At 61.1% G+C, this 18581-nt stretch carries 14 protein-coding genes and 4 pseudogenes; 13 read left to right on the forward strand and 5 right to left on the reverse strand.

Annotation, left to right across the window (positions count from 1 at the left end):
* Positions 1 to 54: 54 nt before the first annotated feature.
* The 4 genes and pseudogenes from HV770_RS39920 to HV770_RS33375 form a co-directional block, all read left to right on the forward strand.
* On the forward strand, positions 55 to 414 hold the full coding sequence (locus HV770_RS39920) for an EAL domain-containing protein (protein WP_175165746.1): 360 nt from the start codon (positions 55 to 57) through the stop codon (positions 412 to 414).
* Between the two features lie 174 nt (positions 415 to 588).
* Entirely contained in the window at positions 589 to 657 is a 69-nt protein-coding gene (locus HV770_RS39925; protein WP_425497532.1) for a transposase DNA-binding-containing protein, read from the forward strand.
* Positions 658 to 865: 208 nt separating this feature from the next.
* Positions 866 to 1222, forward strand: coding sequence for a DUF4148 domain-containing protein (locus HV770_RS33370; protein WP_175165786.1), 357 nt, complete (start codon positions 866 to 868; stop codon positions 1220 to 1222).
* A 596-nt stretch (positions 1223 to 1818) separates the two neighbouring features.
* Positions 1819 to 2187: pseudogene (locus HV770_RS33375) on the forward strand (IS110 family transposase); the annotation flags it as partial.
* Between the two features lie 233 nt (positions 2188 to 2420).
* Here HV770_RS33375 and HV770_RS33380 read toward each other — a convergent pair.
* Entirely contained in the window at positions 2421 to 3428 is a 1008-nt protein-coding gene (locus HV770_RS33380; RefSeq protein WP_175165747.1) for a response regulator transcription factor, read from the reverse strand.
* Positions 3391 to 6819 (reverse strand): hybrid sensor histidine kinase/response regulator, encoded by a 3429-nt coding sequence (locus tag HV770_RS33385; RefSeq protein ID WP_175165748.1) that lies wholly within the window; start codon positions 6817 to 6819, stop codon positions 3391 to 3393. Before HV770_RS33385 ends, HV770_RS33380 begins: the two co-directional genes overlap by 38 nt.
* Before the next feature lie 181 nt (positions 6820 to 7000).
* On the opposite strand from HV770_RS33385, the gene urtA reads away from it, so the two are divergent.
* The 9 genes and pseudogenes from urtA to HV770_RS39930 form a co-directional block, all read left to right on the forward strand.
* A complete protein-coding gene (gene urtA / locus HV770_RS33390; RefSeq protein ID WP_121322661.1) occupies positions 7001 to 8275 on the forward strand; it encodes an urea ABC transporter substrate-binding protein in 1275 nt (424 codons plus the stop codon).
* 55 nt (positions 8276 to 8330) lie between these two features.
* Positions 8331 to 9248, forward strand: a complete 918-nt coding sequence (gene urtB, locus HV770_RS33395; protein WP_175165749.1) for an urea ABC transporter permease subunit UrtB — start codon at positions 8331 to 8333, stop codon at positions 9246 to 9248.
* Positions 9249 to 9301: 53 nt separating this feature from the next.
* Positions 9302 to 10468, forward strand: coding sequence for an urea ABC transporter permease subunit UrtC (urtC, locus tag HV770_RS33400; protein WP_175165750.1), 1167 nt, complete (start codon positions 9302 to 9304; stop codon positions 10466 to 10468).
* 3 nt (positions 10469 to 10471) lie between these two features.
* The gene (urtD, locus tag HV770_RS33405) at positions 10472 to 11215 is read left to right on the forward strand and encodes an urea ABC transporter ATP-binding protein UrtD (protein ID WP_175165751.1); all 744 of its coding nucleotides are present in this window, start codon (positions 10472 to 10474) and stop codon (positions 11213 to 11215) included.
* A gap of 20 nt (positions 11216 to 11235) precedes the next feature.
* On the forward strand, positions 11236 to 11925 hold the full coding sequence (urtE, locus tag HV770_RS33410) for an urea ABC transporter ATP-binding subunit UrtE (protein ID WP_175165752.1): 690 nt from the start codon (positions 11236 to 11238) through the stop codon (positions 11923 to 11925).
* A 47-nt stretch (positions 11926 to 11972) separates the two neighbouring features.
* Complete coding sequence (fmdA, locus tag HV770_RS33415; RefSeq protein ID WP_175165753.1) at positions 11973 to 13211, forward strand: formamidase; 1239 nt, start codon at positions 11973 to 11975, stop codon at positions 13209 to 13211.
* Positions 13212 to 13235: 24 nt separating this feature from the next.
* Positions 13236 to 13571 (forward strand): FmdB family zinc ribbon protein, encoded by a 336-nt coding sequence (locus HV770_RS33420; RefSeq protein ID WP_175165754.1) that lies wholly within the window; start codon positions 13236 to 13238, stop codon positions 13569 to 13571.
* A 73-nt stretch (positions 13572 to 13644) separates the two neighbouring features.
* Positions 13645 to 14563: pseudogene (locus HV770_RS33425) on the forward strand (aliphatic amidase).
* A gap of 128 nt (positions 14564 to 14691) precedes the next feature.
* Positions 14692 to 14805: pseudogene (locus HV770_RS39930) on the forward strand (PDDEXK nuclease domain-containing protein); the annotation flags it as partial.
* Positions 14806 to 14947: 142 nt separating this feature from the next.
* On the opposite strand, the pseudogene HV770_RS33435 reads toward HV770_RS39930, so the two are convergent.
* The 3 genes and pseudogenes from HV770_RS33435 to HV770_RS39095 form a co-directional block, all read right to left on the reverse strand.
* A pseudogene (locus HV770_RS33435) lies at positions 14948 to 15103 on the reverse strand (transposase); the annotation flags it as partial.
* Positions 15104 to 15172: 69 nt separating this feature from the next.
* Positions 15173 to 16516, reverse strand: a complete 1344-nt coding sequence (locus tag HV770_RS33440; protein ID WP_175165756.1) for an alkaline phosphatase family protein — start codon at positions 16514 to 16516, stop codon at positions 15173 to 15175.
* A 664-nt stretch (positions 16517 to 17180) separates the two neighbouring features.
* The gene (locus HV770_RS39095) at positions 17181 to 17513 is read right to left on the reverse strand and encodes a hypothetical protein (protein WP_246291435.1); all 333 of its coding nucleotides are present in this window, start codon (positions 17511 to 17513) and stop codon (positions 17181 to 17183) included.
* Positions 17514 to 18581 lie beyond the last annotated feature (1068 nt).

An 18581-nucleotide genomic window follows, 5' to 3' on the forward strand; every position in this document is an offset into this window, starting at 1 on the left:
GTGGCTTCAACCGGACGGTTTCAGTAATCTCAAAGCACAGTTCGTGATGATCGAATGGGATTCGCCATCGCCAATCCGGGTGATGCGAAATTGTTTTGCGAATCCACGCGCACCTGTCGAGTGCGCTTCGCGTTGGACGATCTTGGTAGCGATGTTTCATCCTTCGCCTGTTTAAGGAGCCTGCCGGTCGAGTACCTGAAAATCGACGGAAAGCTCATCCGCGCCCTAAAAGATCACCGAGTGGATCGGGCTACGGTACGGTGTGTCCCCGAAAGTGGCGAGCATAAGGGACAAGAAGACCGTTGCGGAATGTGTCGAGACAGCGGCCGTCGAAAGGCTGTTGTGCGAAATCGGTATCGACTAGCACAGATCGCTGGTCAGCCGGGGGCTTGCGCGTACCTTCTTGCCTGCTGACGCCGTTTGAAAGGAACTCGATGCTGCGAAGGGATGCCACGAAACAGTTGCCGCTCGCCTTCGAGCTTCGCGAACGGCGAGTTTTGACGGCGGTAGACGAGAAGGCCGATCAAGAATAGGTGAGCGCGTGACGCTATCGGACAGACGAACGATCGTGCCTGGATCGAGCGGGAAATTAAAGGCAGCGAGTTCCAGGATGAACGGCTGACAAAACGTTTCGGAGTACTTTTGGAGCAGCCTTAGATGGTATGGGCCAAAGCGTTCGGTTCGCTTGCCAGGAATGGGCCTCAACCAAGGTTGACCGCAAATCCATTGCAACACGCCGTGAAAAACCGGGCAAGGATAAAAGCAGTTTCATTTTCCCGACGCCGTTCTGGTAGGTCGCCTCGGCTAGGCTAATGCCATCCCGCTACATTGTTCGCGGGACGACTCGAACCTTCTCGTGGATGGAATGAAAATGAGGCTTACAACGAAACCCTTTGTCACCGCCCTTCTTCTGATCGGCAGCGCGTCGGCGATGGCCTCGCCGGGACTGACACAACAGCAATGCCACGATTACCCATTCGAACAGTTGAAAGGCGAAGTGACACACCAGCAATTGATGCGGGAATTGAACGAGCTGGAAGCGGCCGGTTACAATCCCGACGACGCCAACACCTATCCTGATGATCTGGAACAGGCGCAACAGAAGTTGCAAGCCGAGTATCGCGCGGACTGTGTCCCCGCTGCAGCGCACCTCTCCCCCAGCGCCCCGCAAACGTCAGCCGGTGTAGCGCCCGCGCAAGCGGCGCATCAGCCGGCCGGTTGACACGGGCCAGCGTCAATGTACCAAGCGTAAGCATTTCGATTTAACAAAGCAGCGCGCACAACGTCATGCGTCTTGAGCGGTTCGCTGCGCGGCCTCACGCTCGGGTAATTCAACAATGTGATGGAGTGGACTATGAAGACCGTATCCGGAAGTATTGGGGTGTCGATGTCGGCGCTCGTGGCGGCGCTAATGCTCGGTTCGGCGGGCGTTGCCTACGCTCAGCAGCCAGGCGACACCGGGGGCAGCATGAGCGGTGCGGGCGCCGCTCCGGGAACGAGTCTGGGCACCGGGGCCGGCCCCAGCCCAATTCCGGGCACGGGAACCTCGCTTGCCACCACAAGAGGCATCGGCTCGGGGCCGGCGCTTAACAACATGCGGGCAAACGGCACGAGCCTGTATATGAACCCCGACCCACGCGCGCCAAATGTGACCGGCAGGGCCGCGCCGCCTCGATAGGCTCGGCTTGGCTTGGGGATGAGTTGGGTGGGGGTGATAGAACTCGCGGAACGAATAACTGAAGATTGCACGCGAAAGTAAACAGAGATTCCACGGAAAAAAGAACTGGAATTCCACGGCAAAATGAATGCCGATTCTACGGCAAAGCGATGCTGATCAAACCGCGTGGCGCGCGATCAACTGGTGACACTGATCGTGCAGTTGCCGGCGCGCCTCATCGACGTGGAAACGTGCTCCTGCGCACATCATCGGGCTCGCGTGTTCCAGCAGCATGGCAATACGGTTAAACTCATGGCGCCCAATTTTGTGGCGCCCTATAGCATGTCCGGCAAGCGCGGCAAGAACGACGCGGCGGATGCTGCTGCGATCTGCGAACGCTTTCCCTGCATTAGACGCGACGCGGTGTCGCGGAAGAACGGACCGCGACCTACAACCGGTTGCGAGGCCTGTCCTTGGAAAAATTCGGCGCAGTGCTAAATATTGCGGGCTACCTTCTGGAGCGCGCTGTCGATGGGTGTGGCATCCGCGGCGGGCGCTATATTCGGCGCGACTTGAGCCGTGACATTTTTCCGCGATACAGTCACTGGCCGACGGCGCGGGCGATCTCCCGATGGTTAAAGCCCCTTTCGAAACGCAGGCGCAGTACTTCACGAATTTTACGCGTGGGCAATTTGGGTGTCCTATGTGGCTCGCGACAAAGCGTCGAGAGTTCCGTCATAGCTTCCGCGACCGTTCAGCTTTTTCAGGCCCTGTCCAGCGCCTTGATCGCAAGCGCAGCGCCAGCCGCGCGCGTCTCGACGTGCAGCTTACGGAACAGATGTTCGAGGTGCTTGTTCACCGTGCGCGGCGCCATGCCGAGAATGTCGCCGATATCGCGATTCGTCTTGCCGCGAGAGACCCAGAGCAGCACTTCGGCCTCACGCGCCGTCAAATTGAAGCGCGCCGCGAGTGTGCTGCTGTGCACAGTGTCATCGGTCTCCTTGAGGGTGAGGATCCACTCTCCAGGATCGGGAGCGGAGGTTGCGCTCGCAGAACGCCGCACGTGTCCTGCGGTGAATTCGAGGACGGCGCCGGTTGGACTCCCGCGCCCGAGCCAGTCCGCAAACCAGTCGCGTAACAGCGGCGGCAACATGGGGTGCGCAACCGCTTGCACGAGGTCATCGGCGTGGCTGGCCCGGTAGGCAGAAATCTGCCGTGCCGCCTGCGGACTTTGCCAGCGGATCGCGCCATCGGCATTGACGATCAGCGCCGCACGCGCATCGAGCGACAGTGCAGCGTGCGCATAGAGCTGCGCGCGCGCGCGCTGCACGTGGGCGCCAATGCGCGCACAAACCTCGTCGGGCCGCACGGGTTTCGTCACATAGTCGATGCCGCCGACGCGAAATGCGCGCACCACATGCTCGCTTTCCGTCAATGCAGTCATGAAGATCACAGGCAGATGTTCGTGACGAACGTCCTGCTTCAGGCAGCTGCAGGTCTCGAAGCCATCCATGCCAGGCATCAGCGCGTCGAGCAACACGACGTCGGGCGTCACGCGTGCGAGGCGCTTGAGCGCCTCTTCGCCCGAGAGCGCGACCAGCACCGCGTAACCATGTGCCTGAAGCGTATCGGAGAGAAGTGCGAGGTTGTCCGGCGTATCGTCGACAATCAACACGACGGGGCGCTCGCGCAGCCACGCGGGCGACGCATCGGTGGAGTTCACTGCGCGCGCGTCAAACGTCCGCGGCGCGGGACAGTCGGTCGAGTTCATGCTCAAGCTCCCTTAGCTGAAAGCGTTCCGCCAGAACGCGCAATCCGTCGATCTGCTCCTGTAGCGCGGGCCATGCCGCGCGCGCGGAGTCGAGTTGTTCGACCACGCCTTGCAGGTAGCCGACTTCGAGGTGTGCGCGCAGGCGTTCGAGCACCGCTTTCGGCCACGCGACATCCAGTGAAGCGCGCGTGACGAGCGGCGCGGTTTGCGCGGACGTGGACGGCTCGGATGCGATCCAGTCGAGCACGAGTAGCTGCGCGAGCTTGTCGAGCAACAGGTTGATCTGAAGCGGCTTCACGAGATATCCGGCGCATCCGGTCGCGCTCGCGCGCTCCCGATCGTCGGCAAATGCGTTAGCCGAAAGCAGCACGATCGGGGCGTTCGACAACTGGTTTTCGCGGATCAGCCGGCTGGCCTCGTAACCGTCCATCAGCGGCATTGAGATGTCGATGATGATCGCGTCGACGCTGTGCGTCGCCAGCCAGCGCAACGCGTCGGGGCCGCTCTCCGCCTCGGCCACGTCGAAGCCGAGCGGCGTCAGCAGCTGCACGACGATGCCGCGCTGATCCGCGAGATCGTCGACGACGAGAATCGCGCGCTGCGGCCCGCTATAGCCGCGGATCGCCGCGAGTTCAGTGCGCGCGTCGGCTGCACCGTTCACAGCTGGCGCGAACAGTCGCACAATGAAGCGCGTGCCGCGCCCGACCTCGCTGTCCACTTCGAGACTGCCACCGAGCGCCTGCGTGAGAAGCCGGCAGATCGTGAGTCCCAGCCCCGCGCCATGATCGTGCGCATGCGCCGCTTCGCCTCGCTCGAACGGCAGGAACAGGCGCTCCATCTCGGCCGGAAGAATTCCGGGGCCGGTGTCGACTACTTCGAACTTCAACGTGTCGAGCACGTGGCTCACGCGCAGCGTCACAGTACCGGTGGACGTGAAGCGAATCGCGTTGCCGATCAGATTGGTCAGAATCTGACCCATGCATTTCTGGTCGGTACGCACGGTGGCGGGCAGGCGGCCCACGGTCTGCACGTCGAAAGCGAGCGCTTTCTCGAGCGCCTGGGGGCGCAGCATGGAGGTGACGTGCGCGACGAAATCCGCCAGTGACACGCGTGCGATGTTCAGTTCCAGCTTGCCCGCCTCGATACGCGCGACGTCGAGCAGCCCATCGACGAGCGCAAGCAGATGTTCGCCGCTGCGCTGAATCGTTCGCACGGCGCTGTAGCGCATCGGCGAAAACTCCTCTTTCGCCTGCAAAAGCAACTGTGCGTAGCCGAGAATGCTGTTCAGCGGTGTGCGCAACTCGTGGCTCAATCCGGACACGTAGCGGCTTTTCGCCTGATTCGCCGATTCGGCGGCAGCCGTCGCGCGTTTGAGCGCGGCGTCGGTTTTCTGGTGAGCGTCAATTTCCTGCATCAGCAATTCGTTTTGCCGTTGCGATTCTTCCTGCGTGACGCGGCGGCTTTCGCGCTCCAGCACGAACCACCACGCCGCTATGCAACCGACGAGCGAAAGCGAGAAGAAGACCTTCAGAAAGCTGTGCCCAATCGCGCTGTCGATCGACGGTCCGTCGGCGGCGAGCGAGGTCACGCTCTGTGACCAGATCAGATAGAGCACGCTCGCGAGCACCGCGAGCATCGCGCACACGAGGCTTGCATAGTGCATGAGCCGCAGCGCAGCCGGGCCGAGCCGCGCGCGCGGAAACACACGATGGAGAGCACGATCGGCTTGCGAGGCGAAGCGCGCATGCGGCTTGCAGCGATCGTGGCAGCGCGAGTCGAGCGAACAGCACAGCGAGCAGATCGTGCCGCCGTAGGCGGGGCAGAAGGCCGTGTCCTCGGGTTCGAAGGTGTTCTCGCAGATCGCGCAGCGAAGCGAAGTGGCGTCGCCCATGGGCTGCGCGGCGCGCGCGATGTAGTAACGTCCGCGCGTGACGATCGCGAGCACGGGCGCACAGGCGACCGCCACGCCGAACGCGATGAACGACGACATGGCTTGTGCCAGCAAGCCGAACATGCCGCTCTGCGCGAGCATCGCTGCTGCGGCGGCGATCAGCATCGCGCCTACGCCGACGGGATTCACGTCGTACAGATGCGCGCGTTTGAATTCGATATGACGCGGGCTAAGCCCAAGCGGCTTGTTGATGACGAGATCTGCGAACAGTGCGCCGATCCATGCGATCGCGATGTTTGCGTAGAGCGACAGCACCTTGGCGATCGCCTCGAATACCCCCATTTCCACGAGCAGCAGTGCGATCATCACATTGAACACGAGCCACACCACGCGCCCCGGATGGCTGTGCGTCAGACGCGCAAAAAAATTCGACCACGCGAGCGAGCCCGCGTACGCATTCGTCACGTTGATCTTCAATTGCGAGACGATCACGAACAGCGTCATCGCGGGCAGCGCCCAGCTCGCGAGCCCAAACGGATCGAGCAGCAGGTGATAGGCGACGAGGTACATCTGGGTGGGCTGCGTGGCCTCCGCCGGACCGACTTCATACTGGATCGCGACGAAGGCGAGGAATGCGCCGCCGAGCATCTTGAGCGCACCGGGGACGATCCAGCCTGGTCCCGCCGACAGCAGCGCGAGCCACCAGCGCGCGTGGTTCTTTGCAGTCAGCGGCGGCAGGAAGCGCAAGTAATCCACCTGTTCGCCGACCTGCACGATCAATGCAAACACCATGGTCGAGGCCTGCCCGAACGCGATCACGCTGAACGCGCGGCCTTGCGCAGCGAAGCCGGCAAAAGTCGTCCATTCGTGCACCAGGCCCGGATGGTGCCACAGCACAGCCGCATAGGGCAGGGCGAACAGTATCAGCCACAGCGGCTGAGTCCAGCTTTGCAGCCGATTGATCAGCGTGATGCCGAACATCACGATCGGAATCACGACGAGCGAACTCAGCACATAGGCGATCGCCAGCGAGATATGAAAGTAGAGTTGCAACGCGAGCGACATGATGGCCGCTTCGAGCGCGAAGAAAATAAACGTGAAGATGGCGTAGAGCAGCGAGGTGAGCGTCGAGCCGATATAGCCGAAGCCCGCGCCGCGCGTAAGCAGATCCATGTCGACGCCGTGGCGCGCGGCGTAATAGCTGATCGGCAGACTGGTAAGCCAGATGAGCACCGATACGACCGCAATCGCCCAGACCGCGTTCGTAAAGCCATAGTTGACGACGAGACTGCCGCCGATCGCTTCGAGCACCAGAAAAGACACGGCGCCGATTGCCGTGTTGGCGACGCGCAGTTCCGACCAGCGTCGAAACGAACGCGGCGTGAAGCGCAACGCGTAATCCTCGAGCGTTTCGTCTCCGACCCATGCATTGTAGTCGCGCCGCACCTTGACGATGCGTTGGGTACTGGGCGTGCCCGCTGACGGGTGACTCTGGGGCATGGAGATGATCTGGATTGGTGCGCAAACGATCGGATCGGTGTCTGATGCAAATTACATTCCAGTACGGCTGCGGGGAATACGTCAATCGACGTATTCCGATCGCCAATTTGGCTTTCTACATTGCGTCCAACCTCGAACCAGCTCTCGCAAGAAGCGCAGGGCGACCGATAAGGAGAATGTGATGTCCGCAGACGATCGAATCGATGATGATGCCCGCACGCCATCGCCGTTGCGCCGGAAACTGATCGGCGGCCTCGCCGCCGCGCCGTTGATGGCGCTGGGGCTGCCGCGTACTTCATTTGCGCAAACGCCGCCCACCGCGAAGGTGAACACCACCGGACTGGCGGTGACGGACACCACGGTGACAGTCGGCCAGTTGCATTCGGCGACCGGCACGATGGCGATCTCCGAAACCGGTTCGATCCAGGCCGAACGCCTTGCGATCGAGCAGATCAACGCAATGGGCGGCGTGCTCGGGCGCAAGATCCAGATCATTCAGGAAGACGGCGCCTCCGACTGGCCGACTTTCGCGGAGAAGTCGAAGAAGCTGCTCGAGAACGACCACGTCGCGGCCGTGTTCGGCTGCTGGACCTCGGCCTCGCGCAAGGCAGTGCTGCCGGTGTTCGAGAAAGACAATGGGCTGCTCTATTACCCGACCTTCTACGAAGGGCTCGAACAATCGAAGAACGTGTTCTACACGGGCCAGGAAGCGACCCAGCAGATTCTCTGGGCGCTCGACTGGGCTTCGAACACGAAGAAGGCCAAGACGTTTTTCCTGATCGGTTCCGACTATATCTGGCCACGTACGTCGAACAAGATCGCGCGTCGTCATATCGAGCAGCATCTGCATGCGAAGGTCGTCGGCGAGGAGTATTACCCGCTCGGCACGACCGAGTTTGCGTCGCTGATGAACAAGATCAAGCTCGCGCGGCCGGACTGCATTTTTGCGAGCGTGGTGGGCGGCTCGAACGTTGCGTTCTACAAGCAACTCAAGGCGGCCGGTATCACTCCGCAGAAGCAGTTCCTGCTGACACTATCGGTAACCGAGGACGAAGTGCTCGGCATCGGCGGCGACAACTTCGCGGGCTTCTATTCGTCGATGAAATACTTCGAGTCACTCGATAACGAGAACAACAAGAAGTTTGTCGCTGCGTTCAAGGCGCGCTACGGCCAGAAGTCCGTGATCGGCGACGTGACCCAGGCCGCGTATCTCGGCCCATGGATCTGGAAGGCCGCCTGCGAGCGCGCGGGCAGCTTCGACGTGAACAAGGTGGTGGCGTCGTCGGCGGGCATCGACGTGGCCAATGCGCCGCAGGGCTATGCGAAGGTCGATGCGAATCACCACCTGTGGAGCCGCTCGCTGATCGGACAGGGCCAGGCAGACGGCCAATTCAAGGTCGTCGCACAGTCTGACCAGCCGATCCAGCCGAACCCGTTCCCGAAGGGCTACATGTAATTCGTCAACCGCAGCTGCGCGGCGACGTAACGCGTCGCCGCGCGAGGAGCGCTCGATGTCCGCTACCGACATTTTCAACATCACGCTGATGCAGGGCTTCGCCGGTCTGAGCCTGTTCAGCGTTCTGCTCCTGATGGGGCTTGGGCTCGCCGTGATCTTCGGCCAGATGGGCGTGATCAACATGGCGCACGGCGAGTTCATGACGATCGGCGCATATACCGTCTACATGTTTTCGTGGTTCTCGCAGAACGTCTGGCACGCGTTCACGCCGGTGTACTTTTTCTTCGCGATCGTCGCGGCGTTCGGCCTTGCGTTCGCGGCGGGCTGGCTCGCCGAATGGGCATTGATCCGCCATCTATACCGCCGTCCGCTCGACACGCTGCTCGCTACCTGGGGTCTGAGTCTCGGCATGCAGCAGGTGTTCCGCTCGACGTTCGGGCCGAAGGAAGTGAGTCCTGCGCTGCCCGACTGGCTGATGGGCTCGTGGGAGCCGGCGCCGGGCCTGGATATTCCAGTCAGCGGCATGTTCGTGATGGGACTCGCGCTGGTCATGACGGGCGGGTTGCTGCTCGCGCTCTACCGCTCGCGCTGGGGCCTGCGCGTGCGTGCCACGGTTGCCAACCGGTCCATGGCCAACGCTGCCGGCATCAACACGCGGCGCACTGACCGGATGACCTTCGCGATCGGCTGCGGTATTGCGGGGGTGGCGGGCGCGGCGTTCACAGCGATCGGCTCGACCGGACCCACCAGCGGTTCTCTCTATATCGTCGATTCGTTTCTTGTCGTCACCTTTGGCGGCGCGGCGAGCTTGCTCGGCACTGTGGCCTCGGCGTTCGGCATCGCGCAGATGCAGTCGATCAGTGAGTTTTTCCTATCGGGTTCGATTGCACGCGTTCTTACGCTGCTGACTGTAGTCGTGATCCTGATGCTGCGTCCGCAAGGACTCTTTGCGTCGAAGGTGCGGCGCGTGTGAGCGCGGGGCGCCGTGCACGGCTCATTCACTGATTTATTCGTATGGAGATGGACATGGAACCGATCCAACCCGTAGTGGGGAGCGTTTCCCCGCGATCCGGTCCCGGCGCGCCGGGAGGCTGGCGCGCGCTCGCGATGCGGCTCGACGCATCGGGTTACGTGGGCATCGCGATACTCGCGGTGCTGATCGTCGTCGTGTTTCCGCTTGTGCTGGATACGTTTCGCCTGAACCTGATGGGCAAGTATCTCACCTACGCTTTCGTGGCGATGGGCCTCGTCATCGCGTGGGGCTACGGCGGCGTGCTCAGCCTCGGACAAGGCGTGTTCTTCGGCCTCGGCGGTTACGCGATGGCGATGTTCCTCAAGCTCGAGGCGTCCGACCCGGCCGCCACCCACACACAGACCACGCCCGGCATTCCCGATTTCATGGACTGGAATCAGCTCACCGCGCTGCCTACGTGGTGGAGACCGTTTCATTCTCTACCGTTCTCGATCCTCGCCGTGCTCGTCGTGCCTACGGCTCTCGCGTTCGTCGTCGGATATGCGATGTTCAAGCGGCGGGTGGGGGGCGTGTACTTCGCGATCATCACGCAGGCGGTCGCATTGATTCTTTCGGTGCTGATCATCGGCCAGCAAGGTTATACGGGTGGCGTGAACGGGATCACCGATCTGCGCACGCTGCTCGCCTGGGACATCCGCACCGACCACGCGAAGCTGGTTCTTTACTTCGTCAATGCAGTGCTGCTGATCGGTGCGCTGCTGGCCTGTCGCTGGGTCCAGCGCAGCAAGCTCGGCACGCTGCTGCTCGCGATGCGCGACAAGGAGGACCGTGTGCGCTTCTCCGGTTACGACGTCGCGATGTTCAAGGTGTTCGCTTTCTGCCTCGCGGCGCTGCTCGCGGCTGTCGGTGGCGCGATGTTCACGTTGCAGGTGGGTTTCATGTCACCGTCGTTCGTCGGCATCGTGCCGTCGATCGAGATGGTGATCTATGCCGCAGTCGGCGGGCGCATGTCGCTGGTGGGCGCGGTATATGGCGCGATTCTCGTCAACCTCGGAAAAAGCTGGTTCTCGGAGAGCCTGCCTAATCTCTGGCTCTATCTGATGGCGGCGATGTTCATCGGCGTGGTGATGGCGTTTCCAAACGGGCTCGCGGGCCTCTACGAAGAGCATGCCCGGCCGCGTATCCGGCGGTGGCTCGGCGCAGCGAACAAGGAGGCATGACGCATGAGCAACACTGACTTTCTGCTTGCGATCGAAGATTTGAGCGTGTCGTTCGACGGTTTCAAGGCGATCGATTCGTTGAACCTGTATCTCGAGCGCGGCGAATTGCGCGTCGTGATCGGCCCGAACGGTGCGGGCAAGACGACGCTGCTCGATCTGATTTGCGGCAAGACCAGGGAAACCGCTGGCAGCATCAAGTTCCGCAACGAGGAAATCACGAATCTCGCCGAGTTCCGGCGCGTGCGCAAAGGCATCGGCCGCAAGTTCCAGACGCCGTCGATCTACGAAAACCTGAGCGTCGCGCAAAATCTCGAAGTGTCGTTTCCGCGCGGACGCAGCGTGTTCGGCGCGCTCGCCTATCGGGAGGATGCCGAAGTGGCCGACCGGGTACGTGCGGTAGCCGATGAGATCGGTCTTGCCGCTTCGCTCGATCTCGAAGCCGGGCTGCTATCGCACGGCCAGAAGCAGTGGCTGGAAATCGGCATGTTGTTGATGCAGGACCCCGAGCTCCTGATGCTGGACGAGCCGATTGCCGGCATGAGCGCGCGCGAACGCGAAGTCACCGCGGACCTGCTCGATCGCATTTGCCGCAATCGCTCGATGATCGTGATCGAGCACGACATGGCCTTCGTCGAGCGGATCGCGCACAAGGTCACGGTCATGCATCAAGGCAAGATCCTCGCGGAAGGGCCGATGGCGCAGGTGCAATCCGATCCTCGCGTGATCGACGTCTATCTCGGCCACTGAATCTACACGGAGAACACATCATGCTGGAAGTCGACGATCTCGTGGTCAGCTACGGCCAGAGCGAAGTGCTGCACGGCATCGGCTTTTCCGTGGCGAGCGGCGAAAGCGTCGCGGTGATGGGCCGCAACGGCATGGGCAAGACGACGCTTTTCAAGGCGCTAATCGGTATGCTGCCCGCCAATCGCGGCACGGTGCGGGTGGGCGGCGCCGACGTGTCCAAGGACGAAAGCTACCGGCGGGTAGCGAAAGGCATCGGCTACGTGCCGCAAGGCCGGCAGATCTTCGCGTCGCTGAGCGTCGAGGAAAACATCCAGACGGGCCTCGAACACGCGCGCAGCCCGCTCGTACCCGACGACCTCTACGCGCTCTTTCCCGTGCTGTTCGACATGCGACGGCGCAAGGGCGGCAACCTCTCGGGAGGTCAGCAACAACAGCTCGCGATTGCGCGCGCGCTCGCGACCGACCCGAAGGTATTGCTGCTCGACGAGCCCACCGAAGGCATTCAGCCGTCCGTCATCAAGGACATCGCAAAGGCGCTCAACCAGATTCGGAGGAGCCACAACATCGCCATCGTGGTGTCCGAGCAGGTGTTGAGCTTCGCGCTCGACGTCGCCGACCGGCTCTTCGTGATCGAAGGCGGCCGCTTCGTACATCAAAGCACCCGCGATGCAGGCGACACCGACCGCATTCGCGAATACCTCTCAGTATGAGTGCGGCGCACCGCATTTACTGAACCTCGAACCAAGGAGCGAACGCAATGCCCGAAACTCTCATCAAGGTGGATCTGAACCAGTCGGCCTACGAAAACACCCAGGTGCACAACCGCTGGCACCCGGATATTCCGATGGCTTGCTGGGTCAAGCCCGGCGACGACTTCGTCCTCGAAACCTACGACTGGACCGGCGGTTTCATCAAGAACGACGACAGCGCCGACGACGTGCGCGATATCGATCTGTCGATCGTCCATTTTCTGTCCGGCCCGGTCGGCGTGCATGGCGCGGAACCCGGCGACCTGCTGGTGGTGGACCTGCTCGATATCGGTGCGAAGTCCGATAGCCAGTGGGGTTTTAACGGCTTTTTCTCAAAGTCCAATGGCGGCGGTTTTCTCACCGACCAATTCCCCAATGCGCAGAAGTCGATCTGGGATTTTCACGGCGTCTATACGAGCTCGCGCCACATTCCAGGCGTGAATTTCGCGGGTCTGATTCACCCCGGCCTGATCGGATGCCTGCCTGATCCGAAACTGCTAGAAACGTGGAATGCACGCGAAACCGGACTGATCGCGACCGCGCCGGAGCGCGTGCCGCCACTGGCGAATCCGCCGTTCGCAGCGACCGCGCATATGGGGCAACTCACCGGCGATGCGCGTGACAAGGCTGCGGCGCAAGGGGCGCGCACCGTGCCGCCGCGCGAGCACGGCGGTAATTGCGACATCAAGGATCTGTCGCGCGGCTCGAAGGTGTTCTTCCCCGTCTACGTGGATGGCGCGGGACTTTCCGTCGGCGATCTGCACTTCAGCCAGGGCGACGGCGAGATCACGTTTTGCGGCGCGATCGAGATGGCGGGCTGGGTACATATGCGCGTGAATCTGATCAAGGGTGGCATGGCGAAATACGGAATTCGCAATCCGGTATTCCAGCCGAGTCCTATCACGCCGAATTACAACGACTACCTCATTTTCGAAGGCATTTCGGTCGACGAGCAGGGCGCTCAGCATTATCTCGACGTGACGGTCGCGTATCGGCAAGCGTGCCTGAATGCGATCGAGTATCTGAAGAAGTTCGGCTATTCGGGCGCGCAGGCGTATTCGTTGCTCGGTTGTGCGCCGGTGCAAGGGCATATCAGCGGCGTGGTCGATATTCCCAATGCGTGCGCGACCTTGTGGCTGCCGACACAGATTTTCGACTTCGACATTCGCCCAAATGCCGATGGGCCCATCCAGCACATCAAGGGCGGTGTGGATTTGCCATGCTCGCCGGATCTGGCCAACGTCTAGCCAACGCTACCTGGAGAGCTTGTCATGCCAATCTACGACTTCGAATGCGTAAGTTGCGGTCCCTTTTCCGTCATGCGGCGCATGGCGGACCGCGAAAAGCCTTGCCGCTGTCCCGAGTGCGGAGGGGAGAGTGGCCGGGTGATCAGCGCGCCGTCGCTAGCCTTGATGGCGAATACACGGCGCTCCGCGTACGCAACGAACGAGCGCGCGGCGCACGCGCCGCGCCAGTCCGGTGACGGGGCGCCGTTGCGTCATCGGGCGGGATGCAGTTGCTGCTCGGGTGGTAGCGCGAAGCTCGCGGGATCGGCTTCGGACGGACTCAAACGACCGGCAGGACGACCATGGATGATTAGCCACTAGGGCGTGTGTGCGGAAACGGAGCGGGCGGCCCGAATTCCGCCTGCGATCTAAGGGTATTCAAGGAGGATCTGTCATGCGGCATGGCGATATTTCGAGCAGCAATGATTGTGTGGGTGTCGCGGTGACTCGTCGTGTTTCCCGAGTATTCGACGCACGGCATCATGTACGACCGGCAGGAGATGTTCGACACGGCGTCGACGGTGCCGGGCGAGGAGACGGAAATATTTGCGGCGGCGTGCCGCCAAGCCAACGTCTGGGGGGTGTTCTCCATCACGGGAGAGCGTCACGAAGAGCATCCGCGCAACGTGCCGTACAACACGCTAGTGCTGATCGACAATCGCGGCGAGATCGTGCAGAAGTATCGCAAGATCATGCCTTGGACGCCGATCGAAGGCTGGTATCCGGGCGATCGTACCTACGTGACGGATGGGCCGAAGGGTTTAAAGATCAGCCTGATCATCTGCGATGACGGCAACTATCCCGAGATCTGGCGCGACTGCGCGATGAACGGCGCGGAATTGATCGTGCGCTGCCAGGGCTACATGTATCCGGCCAAGGAGCAGCAGGTGATGGTGGCTAAGGCAATGGCGTGGATGAATAACACTTACGTCGCCGTGGCGAATGCCACGGGCTGGGACGGCGTGTATTCGTACTTTGGTCACTCGGCGATCGTGGGTTTCGACGGGCGCACGCTCGGCGAGTGCGGCGAGGAGGAGATGGGCGTGCAGTACGCGGAGCTCTCGCTGAGCATGATCCGCGACGCGCGGCGCACGATGCAGTCGCAGAACCATCTATACAAACTTCTGCACCGCGGGTACACGGGCACGATCAATTCGGGCGACGGCGCGAACGGCCTGGCGGCCTGTCCGTTTGGGTTCTATCGCGACTGGGTCGAAGACCCCGACGGCACGCGCCGCCGCGTCGAAGCACTCACGCGCCCGACGCCAGGGACGCCGGAGTGTCCAATTGAAGGGATTCCGAACGGGGCGTGAGGACTGGTTCGCCGGGCATGGGAATCGGAGGCACGTCAAACTTGACCGCCGATTGCGGAAGCTGCCCGCAGGAGCGGCGAGACAGTGCTGTCACTGATTTTCCCGGTCGCTTGCCTCTGTCTCAGTCGGACGTTGGAAGTGACCAGGGACGGTTTTTCATCGGCCTGCTGTTTTACCAACTGAAGAGTCGATGCTATGTGGTCGTCGAACTGAAGGCGACACCGTTCAAGCGCGAATACGCTCCGTCTGCGGTCTTATGAGCGATCCCTTCACGTGCCATCGCTTTGCCCAGGAATCGTCAACGTATCAGCGCCGTGCCCAGTTGCGCCGGCAACTCTGCCCGATGGAAGGGTAGTCCTTGTCCCATCTGGCTTCGAAGGCGCCCGCCGAGATGAGCGTGGGCGACACCTCGGTGCCGTACATCTCTTCCAGATGACCCTTCATCTCTCGCACGCTCAGACCTCGCGCGTACAACGAAATGATCTTATCGACGAAGCCCGTCCAGCGCGTCTGATGACGCTCCACAAGCTGCGACTCGAATGCAACGAGTCCACTCCCAAGGACTTATGGTCTATGGGGCGCCGGATGTACAGGCGTGAGCCGCCGGTTCTAGCGATGTGCATACAGTGGCAGGAAAGGGTCCTTCGACCGCGGAGCCCCTTCGCTCGTGGGCCGCGGGCCACCACCCGCAGCGATGGGCGACGGGCATTGCGGGATGTCGGCACGAGGCGTAGAAAGGCTCAACATCTTCGCGAAGTCGTCCGCTGCGCGCACGCGCGCCGTCAGGTTGAGCGCTCCATTGAGCCCAAGCAGCGTATCTGTCGTTTTCAGAATCGAGCTGTGGTCGTACACGGAATGGTCGATGGTGCCCGCAGGAACGAAAGGGGAGACGACGATGGCCGGTACGCGTGCGCCTAGCCTGTCAAACGCAAAGTTGTGGGTTTTCAGGCGGCCGTTTTCGGCGGAGCCCGGCGGCTGAGCATTTGGAGGCGTCACATGGTCAAAGAAGCCACCATGTTCATCGAAGACTATAAGCAGCACGCTGCTGGACCATAGGTTAGAACCACTGACGGCGTCGTACACTTGCTTGACCAACGCTTCCCCGTTCCGAACGTCGCCGGCCGGATGCATCGAATTGCCGTTTCTGAAGTCATTCTTGGCATCGTACGTTGGCTCGATAAAAATAAATTTCTCGGTCAATGAATTGTCGGCAAGCCGAGAAAGCAGCGTATCCATTCGAACGAAACGACTGAGCAGATTTTGCATCCCATGAATGCCGCGCGTCTGTGCAACGTCGCCTTGCACGATAAGCCAGTCCGACGCCTGAAGCTTTGAGAAAACCGTGCCGTTCGGAAAAGTGAAAAGTGGTGCGTTGAAGAACACCGCTTCGACAACTTGCGCATCACTCGGAGAATGGTCGAGCCCGGACGAGGTGCCGGCCACGGCAAAGAAACGATTCGGCCACGTCGGTCCCGGCATCGATGCGAACCAGTAATCGCATACACCATAATGGCGGGCCAGGAAGTTCAGTACTGGGAGCTGGTCCGGTGTGAAGGCGTTGAAAGCGTCGGCTACCGCGTCGGAATGGTCTTCGTACGTCGCGGCAAAGCCCATTGTCGAAGTGTCCGTCGCAAATGGTGGATAGCCGCTCGGGCCGAAAACGAGGGAGTCGTTACGCACGGTATCCCCACTGGCGACCTGTAGCCCGCACAGTTGGACACAGGCGTCGGTAAGTTCATGTCCCGGGTCAAAGCCGAGCGCGTAGGGCGCACCTTTGCCTAGCTGATAAGCTGTCCCAGTTCGTCCGAAATTGACTATCGGCGTAGGCGGCAGTCCGTTGGCGGTTGTGGTCTCACCTCCGGGTGTGACGCCCGTCAGGTTGGACCACCCAAATACGCTGTCGTAAGAACGATTCTCAAGCATTAGAACGAAAACGTGCTGTATCGCCGCCATAGGTCACTCCGGAATGCTATTGCGCGCGGTCTTTCATGGCGGCGGCAAGCCAACGCAGAAAAGCACTCGGGCCGCTATTGCCAGTTCGACTTCGCCCCAACTACTGTTGAGCGCAACGAACTGGTTTATTTATATGCTGACTTCCCGAAAACGCAATGAGAATCCACCCCGTACGGGACTGCCCACTGCGTCGTATTCCGTTATCAGCGTATCGCGTCCAAAGTGCCTGCCCGCGTCCTGCGTTGAACTGTGAGCGCTACGATTCACTGCGGCGAAGTCGCGACCGCGGTCGGGGGGGACGGTCGCACGCATGAGAGGATGCTCGGTGGTCAAGTTTCGCCTGCTGGCAGGCTTCGGGAATGCGTACCAGCTGCCGTCTCATGTCTGAAGAATAACGCGCGCGCTCTGGCTGGTGAAGACGTCTCGACGCGCACGTTCGTTTACGCCGAAGCAATGCCCGTGAACGACATCGCGAGTGCAGCGACAGCGGCGATTTAATAGGCAGCGTTGTGTAGGTTCGTTTCCCATTCAGTTTAACGGGCGGGTTCTGGTCGTTCATCTGCTCAACGTCGTGGACAACCGCGATGCTGACCGCAGAGTTGTGAGTTCTGAAACCGAATTTTTCGTGTTGGCGGACTTCTGACAATCGTCCAAACGAGGTGCTTTAAGGCTCACGCCTCATTGCAGAAGAGAACTCCGGTATTCCGTGTGGGCCCAAGGGCAGAATCAGCATATCTGCTGATTCCGGCGTCGATTGGCGAACGGAGTTTACAAGCGTGACTGCTTGCACTGTTGCGACTCGAGTGCATCGAGGCGCCTGAGCCGTGTCATCAGGGTGCTCACGCTGATACGCCTCGAACAGGTGCGAGCAGAGTTGCGCCAGTGCAGCGAGACGTACAGCCTGGTCTGCGTGCTCGACCTCCCCTGCGTTCAGCAAGTCGTCGAGAACCGGAGCGAGACGGCGCAGTTGCCGGAAATCGGCGTCGTCGAGTTTCATGTTGAACTTCCTGTCTTCAGCCGATACGGCTGGTGCCGCACTAGCCGTAGCTCACGGCTTTCCTGGTGGGCGTCCCGTATCGCCGGAGGGACCTGTTAGTGACCCGATGGAGTGTTGATGCCGTTACCTGGGAGAGATGCGCTAAAAAGGTACGGCTTACAAAGGCCGGTGCTTCGGGAGGCGTATGTGCGGCCTGGCGACCCTTCTAGGTACGAGCGCATGGTGCTCCTGGTGCGTCGTGTCGGCCAATGCCCGTGGGAAGTTTGAGTCCACTCTGATAGCTGGCGGACGAACTCGAGGCTCAATTGACTGTTGGCCTCAGCCTGGTTCCGTTTCTCCGGCCGCTCTGATTCCGTCAGAGCGGGCCGGCTTTGGCGCCGCACTGTTATCACCACTTTTTCTTTGGACCAGAAAGCCTGCATCGCCTACTCTGGAAATCGCAGCCCGGCATGACGGATGCTAACAAACGCTTAGAGGAGCTGTCAGGTTTGTGAGGGGGCGCACATAACTCGCCGTCACCCTTTGCTAGTCTTGCAGACTTGGGGGAGGTACCTGCCATGCACGCAAACCCGGTTGAGTACGCAGGCGCGACCATAGTGCCTGTGGCGTCGCTATCCGCGAGCGGATATGCCGCGATTGCCATCGTTACCACTGGACTTGGCAAACAGCGCGCCTATGGGCCGCTGAAACATTTCCCTACCGAGAAAGCCGCGTGCGAATACGCTGTGTCTTACGCAAAATCGCGGCTTGACCGCCGATGGAGACGCGGCGAAAAATGACGATGGCGACGGCATTGCCGCCTCAGACGATGCCCGGTTGGCCCACCAGAAGACACGCGCTGAAAAATTGGTCGAAACGGCTGCGGCATAACACCGTGACTTCCGTTACTCACGCCCAGCATGCGAGGGGCGGCGCCTGCACGCTTTCCTTTGGAGGCGGCCGCGGCTCTTGACTCTCCACTGATAGCTGCGGCGCGGTACCGATTTTTTTGAATCCATTGTTTTACATGGTTCATGAAACTCTGACCAAGCGGCGGAGCGTCACCAGCCTCTATCTGGAAGGCGAGCT

This window comes from Paraburkholderia fynbosensis (assembly GCF_902859935.1).
Taxonomy (GTDB): Bacteria; Pseudomonadota; Gammaproteobacteria; order Burkholderiales; family Burkholderiaceae; genus Paraburkholderia; species Paraburkholderia fynbosensis.